Here is a 6825-nt window from a genome sequence, read left to right on the forward strand (position 1 = left end):
TGATCATCAAAAAAAACGGCAAGGACAAGACGCTGACGACGTTATGCGCGTCTAGCCATGAACGCTGCCCCTTGCCTGGCCGAAACGTGAAGAAGTCGCTGAAGATTTTCTTGTGCGTGATGACGCCGGTGACGACAGCAAGCCACATCAGCATCGTGCAGATGCCAACCAACTTGATCCCCGTTTCGTACGGAAGGTAATGCATCAGATAGTGCATGCGATAAAGGACCGTACCGCCACCGGTGACGCGCGGCGTAACCGCTTTCTGCGGATCACCGCTGATGGGATCCAGGCGTTCGCCGCCACGCCGGCCCGCGTTCTGCCCGGGCGATGGAAGCGATTCCCACGCGATCGAAAGGCCTTGCTCGCCGCGCGGTTCCAGCGATTGATGCGGCAAGGTCACGGTCCACGATCTGGCGGGCGGCGCAATGGCCTGGAGCCGCGCCAGCGCGTGTCCGGTCATCACCGACGGCTCGTACAGCCCGATCTGCGTCGTCGCCAGCGGCAGCTCGGGCTGCATCCAGCGCGTGATTTCATCGTCGAGGTAACCGGCGGTGCCGGTGACGAAGACGAAGAACAGCACCCAGCCGGTCGTCAGCCCCACCCACGTGTGCAACCAGGCCATGCATTGGCGGAACGAGGCTTTCACGGTGATCAGAACTGATAGCGCATGTTGACGCTGACGCTGCGCGGCGCCCCCCACGTGTACTGCACCCGGCCAAAATCACGCATACCCGACATGTACGTCTTGTCGAACAGGTTGTTGACGTTGGCGCCGATGTTCAGGTTCTTGTTGACCTGATAGCGGGCCATCAGGTCAACAAGCCAGAACGATGGCTGCTCCAGCTTGCCCGCCACGGCTTTGCTCTGCCAGCGCGCAGCGGCCCCGACGGTCAGATTTTGCAGTGCGCCCGGTAGCCGGTAGCTGCTTGCAAGCTTGAACTGATACTTGGGCACAGTGTCCGACGTGCTCAGGCTGCTGCTGTTCATGACGTAGCTGCCTTGCACTTGCCAGCCGGCCGAGACTTCGCCCGACATCTCCAATTCATACCCGCGCCGCGTCACGCCTGATACCGATCGGTAGATGGTTTCGCCGGTTGGGCGCACCTCGCCGGTTTCCTCGGCGGTGTTGTCCGTCTTCATCCAGAATCGCGCAATGCTGACGTTCAAACGGTTGTCGAAGAATTCACCTTTAGCGCCGACTTCATACGTGATGCCTTCTTCCGGGTCGATCGTATTGCCTTGTGCATCCCGCGCGTTCTGGGCATTGAAGATGCTGGCGTAGCTGCCGTACACCGAGATGTTCTTGCTGACATCGACCACCAATCCGCCATACGGCGTGATCACGCCATGCTCTTTCAGATCGTTGTTGCTGTAGGCGTAGGGCGTCTCGTCGAATTGCTCGTAGTCGGTGATGCGCACGCCGCCAATCAGCTTGACGGGGTCCGCCAGGCTGAACAGGCCGGCCGCATAAATCGAGCGCCGTTTGGAACTGAAATAGCTGTGGTTGTTCATCGGGATGGCGTCGAGATCAGGCTTGATGATCGCCGCGCCCCCTTCCGAGTAATCCAGCCCCATATTGGTACGGCGCCGGCTGCCGGCATACGAGTCGGTGGTGCTGCGATAGGAATCCGCGCCAAACCGCAGTTCGTGCGTGCGGCCAAAGAGCTTGATGGGGCCTTGCAACTCGAACGACACGCTGCGATTGCGGTTAACGTAATCGCGGGTCCACCCATAGTCGACCACGTCGGGAATGGCTGTGAACCATATTCCCGTTTCACCGTATGGGTTCTCGGTCTTGTCCAGGCTGCCCTTCAGCGTGGCGACCCAGCCGTTGGCGAACTCGTGGCGCAGGCTTGAGAACAGCACATTGGCCTCTTGCTCATAGCCAGACCACGGCGCCCCCACGTTGAACGAACGGGGCTTCATGCCCAGGAATTCCCCGGACGCGGAGTAGGCCTGAATCATGGACGTGCTGCCCGCGCCATACAATTCGCGGCGGCGATGGGTGAAGTTGACGTTGAACAAGGTGCTTTCCGTGATGTCCACATCGACCGTGCCGAACAGGGTCTGGCTGTTGGTGTCAACGTTGTCGATGAAGCTCTTGCCGTCGGTGGCGGCGGCGATCAGGCGTCCGCGCACGGAACCGCTTTCATTGATCGGGCTGCTAAGGTCCACGTCGGCGCGGTAGTTGTCCCAGCTGGCCGCCGCCATGCCAACGCTAGCCTGAAAATCATGCGTGGGGCGTTTGCGGATCATGTTGACCGTGCCGCCATACGAGCCGTCTCCAGACATCAGTCCGGACGAGCCCTTGAGCACTTCGATGCGGTCGATTTCAACCATGTCGTTCATCGAGAACTGCGTCTGCGAGTTCGCAAACCACCCGTTCGCTTTTTGCCGCATGCCGTCAAGCTGCATGTTTACGGCTGAACCGCGTACGGTGAAGTTAAAGGCATCGCCCTGCCGGTCAACGGCCACACCCGGTGTCTGTTGCAGCACGTCAGACAGCGTGTAGAGATTGAAGTCGTCCATGCGCTGGCGGGTCATCACCGTGACGGACTGCGGCGTTTCGCGCAACGACAGATCAAAGCCCGTTGCGGTACGGCTGGGGCCAGCGGCCGTGTACGAGCCCGTGCCTTCGGTCGCCGAATTGAACGAGCCGGTCACTTCCACGGGTGCCAATATCGTCGTGCCGCCCGCGCGCCGCAGGTTGATCGTGTTGCCCGAGCGCGAATACTCAATGCCGGCGCCCTCGATCAATCGGCGCAATGCGTCTTCGGGTGTCATCGTGCCGGAAATCACGGGTGCGGGCAGGCCGCGTACCAGGTCGGACGTGTAGATGAACTGCAGCGACGTCTGCTGCCCCAGCTGTAGCAGCGCATCGCTTAACGCGTGCTGCTGGATGTTGATCGGCGTGGCGGCGTCCTGCGCGCGCACTGACGCCGGCGCTGCCGTCAGCGCCAGCGCGATGGCGATGGCCATCGTGGTCAACGTGGCCGAGACGGTCTGGGTTGCGTAGCGCTTGTTGCCCCGGCGGGGAGCAGAGAAAGAAATCCGGTGAATCACAACATTTTCCTGGTAGCGATATCAAGCGCGCGCGACGCCTCGTCCCTTTGGCCAAAGGATCATGACGGAGCAACGGATCCAACCTCGAAGCCGGTAGCTGGAAGCTGCCCCTATATTGAGTACGACGGACGAACCCAGAAAAACCCTGAACGGATTTCGGGATTAATTTGTAACGGGAGCGATTCTCGTTTTCAGAATGACCGGCGATCTGCGCACCGGGCGCGGTCAGCGCAGCAGAGATAGATCCGCGCCGCCATCCTGCCGTCTGCGCACGGCGATGGGCAGGTTGTTCTGAAGCGCCTGCAAAAAACCATCCGCGTCCTGGATGTTGAACACGCCCGCCATGCGCAGCCGCTTCAGTTTGCTATCGGCCAGATGTATCGGCTGTGACAGGTAGCGGTTCATTTCGCGCACCATGTCCTCCAGCGGCTGATCCTGGAACACCACCTTGCCCTGGCGCCAGGCCGTCAGCGCCGAAACGTCACCCGGCTTGACCAACAGACCCTCACTCGGCCGCGCCTGAGCCGTCATGCCGGCATCCAGCATTGCCTTGTCGCGATTCCACCAATGCCCCGAGGTGACTTCGACGGTGCCGGACTGCACCGCCACCGCCACGCTGTCTCCGTCGCGGCGGACGTTGAAGACCGTGCCCGTCACCCTGACCGACACGGCGCCAGCGTCCACCAGGAACGGCCGATCGGGGTTGGCCGTGACGTCGAACGTGGCTTCGCCGCGCATCAGTTCAATGACGCGGCGCGTGGCGTAATAGCGCACGACAAGCTCGGTGGAGACATTCATCTGAATGATCGAGCCGTCCGGCTGCGCTTCGCTTCGCTGCTCGCCCACAGCCGTGGTGTAGCGGATGGTGTGGGCAGGAGAGTCCAGCATGTGCCCGTTCATGAGCACGCCGCCCACAACCGCAGCGGTACAGACAGCGCCCGCCGCCGCCAACCAGCGCCGGCGCGTGTGGCGGTCAACGTGCGAGGTCGGCTCCGGAGCCTCCAGCATTTCCCGCAAATCTGCTTCCGGCAGCATGGTCGTCGCTTGCCAGATTTCGGCCAGCGCCCGATATTCGCGGTCGTTGTCGGGATGCGCCTGCCGCCATTGCTGCAAGCGCTCGCGTTCCCCTACGGTGAAACTGCCGGAATGCACTCGGGCAAACCAATAAGCCGCCGCGTCGCGGGCATCGGTCGGAAAGTTCGAATTCTCAGTGATCATTGCGCGCTTAATGGGGTGCATGATTTTGCATCCTTTCCCGGAGATGCCGCACAGCCCGGATCATGTATTTTTCCACCATGTTGACCGAGATCCCCAGCTTTTTCGCAATCTCTTCCTGCGTAAATCCTTCAAGCCTGTGCCATAGGAATACCTGGCGGCACCTGAGCGGCAGCTCGGCCAGGCCCGCCTTCAAAGAGGCCAGCAATTCAGTGGTGCGCGCCGCGGCATCCGGATCGGTCAGCAGCGGATGCTCGCCCTCGTCCAGTTCGTGCAGAGGCACCAGATCAAGCACCTTCGACTGCCGATGCGAGTCGATCAGCCGGTTATGTACGCTGCGATGCAGGTAGGCGCGCGCGTTGACCAATGCACCCGAGTCGGCTTCCAACACCCGGAGAACGGCATCATGCGTGGCATCCTCGGCATCGTGCTGGTTACCGGTACGCCGCGTCCACGCGCCGATCAGCTCGCGATAGTAGGCAAGCCAGCTGTTCTTTGACTTTGGGGGGCAGGGCATGCGGGGGCTTTGAGGCAGGCAAACGCACGAAAAGCGGAATATTAGCAATAATTCTCATTTAAATGTACACAGGGGCTCTCGATCCCCATGCCGCTACACGCGCACGATCATGATTCTCATTACCTCAAATACACTATCGTTGAATGACTTCGACCAGTGCCTTGCCATGATCTGCAAGGGCCGCGGCTGTATTGCCTAGCTACCAACTTGAACGAACTTTTCGGCCAGAAAGCCAAGTTGAGTGAACCAATTCTCAAGTTGAATGAACTTCGACATGAACTTCGACAACGGGAGCGGCGCTCCCTGAACCCAACAGCGCCCCCCGAATATGTAACAGCCGCCCCTCCCCCCCTTGAACCCCGGAACATCATCCCTATAATTAGCACTCGACACCGGTGAGTGCTAACAGCCCTCCCGTGGCTCACTGATCATTCACTTTTTTCAAGTAAACAGGAGTTACTCATGGCCTTGCGTCCCCTGGGCGATCGCGTGATCGTCAAACGCCTCGAAAACGAGCGCAAGACTGCCTCGGGCATCGTCATCCCCGACAGCGCTGCTGAAAAGCCTGATCAAGGCGAAGTCGTGGCCGTCGGCCCCGGCAAGAAGACGGAAGAAGGCAAGATTCTGCCGGTCGACCTGAAGGCTGGCGACAAGGTTCTGTTCGGCAAGTACGCCGGCCAGTCCGTGAAGGTTGATGGCGAAGAACTGCTCGTCATCCGCGAGGACGAAATCCTCGCCGTGGTTCTGTAATCCCGCCTCAAACGAATTTTCGAAGGAAGCTAAGAAATGGCTGCCAAGCAAGTATTGTTCGGTGACGACGCCCGTGTGCGCATCGTCCGCGGCGTGAATGTTCTCGCCAACGCTGTTAAGACCACCCTGGGCCCCAAGGGTCGCAACGTCGTGCTGGAGCGCTCGTTCGGCGCCCCGACCGTGACCAAGGACGGCGTGTCCGTCGCCAAGGAAATCGAACTGAAGGACAAGTTCGAGAACATCGGCGCACAACTGGTCAAGGACGTTGCTTCCAAGACCTCCGACAACGCCGGTGACGGCACCACGACCGCCACCGTGCTGGCTCAAGCCATCGTCATGGAAGGCCTGAAGTACGTTGCCGCCGGTTTCAACCCGATCGACCTGAAGCGCGGCATCGACAAGGCTGTCGCCGCTGCCGTGGCTGAACTGAAGAAGCAATCCAAGCCGGTCACGACCAGCAAGGAAATCGCTCAAGTTGGTTCGATCTCGGCCAACAGCGATGCCTCCATCGGCCAGATCATCGCTGACGCGATGGACAAGGTTGGCAAGGAAGGCGTCATCACCGTCGAAGACGGCAAGTCGCTGGAAAACGAGCTGGACGTCGTCGAAGGCATGCAATTCGACCGCGGCTACCTGTCGCCCTACTTCATCAACAGCCCGGAAAAGCAAGTTGCCGTGCTGGAAGATCCGTTTGTCCTGATTTTCGACAAGAAGATCAGCAACATCCGTGACCTGCTGCCCGTGCTGGAACAAGTTGCCAAGTCGAGCCGTCCCCTGCTGATCATCGCGGAAGACGTCGAAGGCGAAGCCCTGGCCACCCTGGTTGTGAACAACATCCGTGGCATCCTGAAGACCACCGCCGTCAAGGCTCCGGGCTTCGGCGACCGCCGCAAGGCCATGCTGGAAGACATCGCCATCCTGACGGGCGGCACGGTGATCTCCGAAGAAACCGGCATGTCGCTGGAAAAGGCCGGCCTGGCTGAACTGGGCCAAGCCAAGCGCATCGAAGTGGGCAAGGAAAACACGACCATCATCGACGGCGCTGGCGACAGCAAGTCGATCGAAGCTCGCGTCAAGCAAGTCCGCATCCAGATCGAAGAAGCCACGTCCGACTACGACCGTGAAAAGCTGCAAGAACGCGTGGCCAAGCTGGCCGGCGGCGTTGCCGTGATTCGCGTTGGCGCTGCCACCGAAGTCGAAATGAAGGAAAAGAAGGCTCGCGTCGAAGACGCCCTGCACGCTACCCGCGCCGCAGTGGAAGAAGGCGTTGTGGCTGG

Annotated in this window: 6 protein-coding genes; 2 read left to right on the forward strand and 4 right to left on the reverse strand. The window is 60.4% G+C overall.

Features of this window, described 5'->3' with window-relative positions; genetic code table 11:
- The 4 genes from VIR09_RS23315 to VIR09_RS23330 all read right to left on the reverse strand — a co-directional run.
- On the reverse strand, positions 1-649 hold a 649-nt coding region (locus VIR09_RS23315), incomplete at its 3' end, for a PepSY-associated TM helix domain-containing protein (protein WP_332015001.1).
- Between the two features lie 5 nt (positions 650-654).
- On the reverse strand, positions 655-2982 hold the full coding sequence (locus tag VIR09_RS23320; protein ID WP_332015002.1) for a TonB-dependent siderophore receptor: 2328 nt from the start codon (positions 2980-2982) through the stop codon (positions 655-657).
- A gap of 309 nt (positions 2983-3291) precedes the next feature.
- The gene (locus VIR09_RS23325) at positions 3292-4305 is read right to left on the reverse strand and encodes a FecR family protein (protein ID WP_332015003.1); all 1014 of its coding nucleotides are present in this window, start codon (positions 4303-4305) and stop codon (positions 3292-3294) included.
- Positions 4292-4798, reverse strand: coding sequence for a sigma-70 family RNA polymerase sigma factor (locus tag VIR09_RS23330; RefSeq protein ID WP_313457602.1), 507 nt, complete (start codon positions 4796-4798; stop codon positions 4292-4294). The genes VIR09_RS23325 and VIR09_RS23330 overlap by 14 nt, the downstream gene beginning before the upstream one ends.
- A 462-nt stretch (positions 4799-5260) precedes the next feature.
- Here VIR09_RS23330 and groES point away from each other — a divergent pair, with 462 nt between their 5' ends.
- On the forward strand, positions 5261-5548 hold the full coding sequence (gene groES / locus VIR09_RS23335) for a co-chaperone GroES (RefSeq protein WP_054423089.1): 288 nt from the start codon (positions 5261-5263) through the stop codon (positions 5546-5548).
- Between the two features lie 36 nt (positions 5549-5584).
- Positions 5585-6825 (forward strand): chaperonin GroEL (groL, locus tag VIR09_RS23340; protein WP_332015004.1); only part of this gene is annotated, 1241 nt, incomplete at its 3' end.

It is taken from the genome of Achromobacter sp., from assembly GCF_036567245.1.
In the GTDB taxonomy this organism is placed as follows: domain Bacteria; phylum Pseudomonadota; class Gammaproteobacteria; order Burkholderiales; family Burkholderiaceae_B; genus Achromobacter.

What these genes read in the sequence shown, in the direction of transcription:
- groES (WP_054423089.1), top strand. Translation starts at nt 5,261, where the DNA reads ATGGCCTTGCGTCCCCTGGGCGATCGCGTGATCGTCAAACGCCTCGAA.
- VIR09_RS23325 (WP_332015003.1), bottom strand. Translation starts at nt 4,305, where the DNA reads ATGCACCCCATTAAGCGCGCAATGATCACTGAGAATTCGAACTTTCCG.
- VIR09_RS23320 (WP_332015002.1), bottom strand. Translation starts at nt 2,982, where the DNA reads ATGGCCATCGCCATCGCGCTGGCGCTGACGGCAGCGCCGGCGTCAGTG.
- VIR09_RS23330 (WP_313457602.1), bottom strand. Translation starts at nt 4,798, where the DNA reads ATGCCCTGCCCCCCAAAGTCAAAGAACAGCTGGCTTGCCTACTATCGC.